We start from the raw sequence: 3,999 nt of genomic DNA, 5'->3' as shown, positions 1-3,999 counted from the left end.
TTTCTGATTTAAATCGATGGGCAGGAGGATACGCCTGCGACTATTACATTAATAATAAAGTAAAGCAGAAAGAAGAGTTCAATGCATATTCCGTTCGTTTTGACTTCACCCTATTTACTAACGATACCGTGATTCAATACAATATCATCGCAGGTGACAACTACCGTACAAAGCCGAAAGAGCAAACAAAGCCCAATGATCCGTCTTAGTGATGTGTTGGGTGTTGGCTTAAAGAGCAAATTGATGGCTAACACTTCTGGGGTCAAGTCTTGCTTCTTGCTACCCATTAGTTTTTCTATATTAAATTTACCCGATGATCTTTACTCAAACTTAGACTCCTGACTCGAAAAGGGGCAAAAGCTTGCTACAACAAAAAACAGAATAGACAAAAAGCATCGAAAAGTTTCGAACTTTATTGTAACTTTTTGCTTTGAGTTAGCCTATTGAGTGGCATTGAGTTTTGATCTTTATTGTCAATTCTTTGTTATAGCGTCACGTAGCAATTAGCTCCGCGCAACAGAAAAGTTTCAAACTTCAATGTTATGTGTCACTATCTGAGGTATTGAATATTGGGCAATGCGTAAACATATAGACATCAATTTTCTTTCGTTCTATATTGAATGTGTGGTTTTCATACTGTATTATGCGCAACCTACTGAAACCATGGCTAAGTGGAAGGGGAGATGTTGATGAAAAAAACTCGTAAAACTCGTAATACCCGCGACACTGTCGACCGCCAAATTGTCGGTATGGATAAAGATCAGCGATTGGCTCTAATCCGCAATGTGGTTTTCTCAGACAATGTAAAGCAAAACAAAACTAAGCGTAGTGGCATTAAGCGCTCTCGCGCAATAGCGATGTTTAAAACGGCATTTCTAAAAGTGGCTGCTGGATAAGTAAACAGCACACATAAATAATTTGATGTTATACTAAGCACTTGATTGTTAATGATTGAGTGCTTTTTTAATGTCTGAATCTTCACAGAAAAAACAATGGGTCTTTCAACAACTAGTTAAGCCAGGCGATAGCGAGCTTAATGTTGTCGGTCTTGTTGCTTACTCACTGTATAAAGCGAAAAAGGATGAGCTTGCGACAGGGCTTCGCAAAGCAGGTAAGGTTGAAGAAAAAATTCAGGAGAAGCTAAATGATTATCATGACAACGTACTACACAGCAAATTGGAGCGGGATGATCTTATCACTAGAGCAGAGTCTTTGATAGACGATGCGATTAGTGGCCCTTATCAAGAGATGGTTGAGAACTTGAATAAGGAATATCAAAAGAAAATTGATGCTCTGGATAAGGATAAGAAGGCGTTCGATGATTCAGTTAAGAAGCTACGCGGCAAGATTCAAACTGAAGAGGCCAATAAGCTAAAAAAGGCAGCGAACGACTATCAAGAGCCAGGATTTTTTGTCAGTGCTGGTCTATGGTTATGGGGCGGATTCGCTGGCGTAGCAGCAACATTGCTAACGGGTGTTATTGTTTATGGCATCTTGGCAATGTCGGGGACACCCGAAGAGAAGAATCGACTGGTCGCCCAAGGAGCGACTTGGTTAATCGAAACCGCAACAGGTCATTCTGCTAGTGAAGTTAAAAACTCTCCGCAACCAGAGCAAGAGCCGGACATTAAAAAGCCAGTAAAAAGCGCACAGCTTTGATTCTCCGCTAGTGGGGTTCAATCTGCGTTTATCCAAAAAATCGCTGACTTTGTGTTTCGACATAATCTTCCTTTGCAATCGAGCATAAGCTTCATAAACTCACTCGACGAGCCCCAACTTGTCAGAGATTACACAGATAAGAAAAAGTAGGTCAAACTACTTCACTGTAATTTTTGAGGTTGGATGGCGCTGGCACACTATGGGGCAAAATCTTGTTAGAGCAAAAGCATTGAAAAGTTCTTTAATGTTTACACTAAAAACAAAAGTGGCGACATTATTATGTCGCCACTTTATCGCCATTCGAACATAAAACGTTATTCTTAACTATTGAAAAATAACGATTTATTTTATACTTCAGACTTATTTAGTATAAGACTGGGCAATGTTGTCGATGCGCTCGTTAGCACGTGCAGCTTCTTCACGAGCTGACATTGACTCAGATTTAAGAGCCTGTACATCCTGGCTTAGCTGGCTAACCTGATTGCTTAGCTCGTCAATTTTAGCTGAAGATGCATCGCTTGGGCCTGAAGCACAACCTGCGAGAAAAAGCACAGAAGAGGCCGCAGCTGCGATCAACATTTTGTTCATAGAAGAACTCCTTGCATGTAAAGTATCAAAAATACGTCCTATACTTTTACTCTCATATAGTGACGGTTACTAAAGTGTAGACTCTATTTTGCCTATCAAAAAGCAGGAAAAAGTCAAAAAAACCCAAGAATTTAAGCAATTATCGAATTAATTGATACATGTCTCACGGCTAGTGAGTGTAAATGTCAATGTGCTAACTATATTGAGCGTCAAAACCAGAATCACAGGGATAATTTTCTGTGATCTCTATCCACTCAGGCGCTTTCAGGGTATCATGTCGCGTTTTTGAAAATTTCCGTGTTTGGTTTGAGAATAGAACAAGGCGCAGACACATTTATAACTTGGAGAATACTTTGCACTTTAAAGAGTTAGGGCTAGACAACCGCTTATTAAAAAACCTTAAGCACTTTGACTTTAAGCAGGCGACAGACATTCAGCAGCAGGCGATTCCGGTATCGATTGCTGGCAAAGACTTACTGGCTTCCTCGAAAACGGGGTCAGGGAAGACGCTTGCTTTTGTGTTGCCTATGCTGCATAACTCTTTAAAGAACAAAGCATTTTCAGCCAAAGACCCTCGTGGAGTTATCTTAGCTCCGACCCGAGAATTGGCCAAACAAGTCTACGGCGAGCTACGCTCTATGCTAGGTGGTCTTTCTTACGAAGCTACCCTTATCGTTGGTGGTGAGAACTTCAACGATCAGGTGAAAGCACTGCGTCGCTACCCTAAGTTTATTGTCGCGACACCGGGACGCTTGGCTGACCACCTTGAGCACCGTTCCTTGTACCTTGATGGACTGGAAACGTTGGTGCTGGATGAAGCGGACCGCATGTTGGATTTGGGTTTTGCACCTGAGCTGCGCCGTATTCACAATGCTGCCAAGCATCGCCGTCGCCAAACTTTGATGTTCTCTGCAACGCTCGATCACGCTGAAGTCAATGAAATCGCATTTGAAATGTTGAATGCACCAAAACGAATAGCGATAGGTGTATCGAATGAGCAGCATAAGGATATCACCCAAACATTCTACCTCTGTGATCACCTTGATCATAAAGAAGCGATTTTAGAGCGTATTCTTGATGATGCCCAATATAAGCAGCTGATTATATTCACGGCAACTCGAGTGGATACAGAGCGTCTAACTGAAAAGCTTAATGCGAAAAAACTCAAAGCCATCGCTTTAAGTGGCAACCTAAATCAGACGCAACGCAACACCATTATGAGTCAGTTTGAACGGGCGGTGTTTAAAATTTTAGTAACGACCGATGTTGCTTCTCGTGGTCTCGATATTGCCAATGTTACCCACGTGGTCAATTTTGACATGCCAAAGCATACTGAGGAATACGTACACCGTGTTGGCCGTACAGGTAGAGCTGGTAATAAAGGTGATGCCTTATCCTTAGTTGGCCCTAAAGATTGGGATAGTTTCAAGCGTGTTGAGGCTTATTTGCAACAAGACATTACTTTTTCTGAGTTAGAAGGGTTAAAAGGTAAGTTTAAAGGGATAAAGCCAAAGAAAGCGGATTACCGTGGTAAGAAAAAAGTGGTCAAGAAGTCCAAGCCGGCAGCGAAAAAAGCCAACAAGAAGCCAGCACAACGTGATAAAGGTTTCTACCAAAATGTTGCTGTGGGCGATTCAGTCTTTATTCCCAAAAAGAAAGTAGCGCCTAAAGATGACGACTAACTTAGCGCATACTTTATACTGAGGAATCCCCTGATAATTTAGATAAAAATCATCAAGTTAAGGTAGATGC

The 3,999-nt window shown here is 41.5% G+C and carries 4 protein-coding genes and 1 pseudogene; 4 read left to right on the top strand and 1 reads right to left on the bottom strand.

The window, feature by feature from the left end:
- The 3 genes and pseudogenes from AAFM34_RS20500 to AAFM34_RS20490 form a co-directional block, all read left to right on the top strand.
- A pseudogene (locus AAFM34_RS20500) lies at positions 1 to 209 on the top strand (hypothetical protein); the annotation flags it as partial.
- 480 nt (positions 210 to 689) lie between these two features.
- Positions 690 to 896, top strand: coding sequence for a hypothetical protein (locus tag AAFM34_RS20495; protein WP_341666055.1), 207 nt, complete (start codon positions 690 to 692; stop codon positions 894 to 896).
- Positions 897 to 966: 70 nt separating this feature from the next.
- Positions 967 to 1,659, top strand: a complete 693-nt coding sequence (locus tag AAFM34_RS20490; RefSeq protein ID WP_341666052.1) for a hypothetical protein — start codon at positions 967 to 969, stop codon at positions 1,657 to 1,659.
- 360 nt (positions 1,660 to 2,019) lie between these two features.
- Here AAFM34_RS20490 and AAFM34_RS20485 read toward each other — a convergent pair whose 3' ends face one another.
- Positions 2,020 to 2,247 (bottom strand): Lpp/OprI family alanine-zipper lipoprotein, encoded by a 228-nt coding sequence (locus AAFM34_RS20485; RefSeq protein ID WP_160930317.1) that lies wholly within the window; start codon positions 2,245 to 2,247, stop codon positions 2,020 to 2,022.
- Between the two features lie 341 nt (positions 2,248 to 2,588).
- Here AAFM34_RS20485 and AAFM34_RS20480 point away from each other — a divergent pair, with 341 nt between their 5' ends.
- Positions 2,589 to 3,929 (top strand): DEAD/DEAH box helicase, encoded by a 1,341-nt coding sequence (locus AAFM34_RS20480; RefSeq protein ID WP_341666057.1) that lies wholly within the window; start codon positions 2,589 to 2,591, stop codon positions 3,927 to 3,929.
- Positions 3,930 to 3,999 lie beyond the last annotated feature (70 nt).

The sequence above is a fragment of the Vibrio sp. genome, assembly GCF_038138445.1.
Lineage (GTDB): Bacteria > Pseudomonadota > Gammaproteobacteria > Enterobacterales > Vibrionaceae > Vibrio.
The sequence above is the reverse complement of the archived record's forward strand: the minus strand, read 5'-3'. Positions and strand labels throughout refer to the sequence as shown.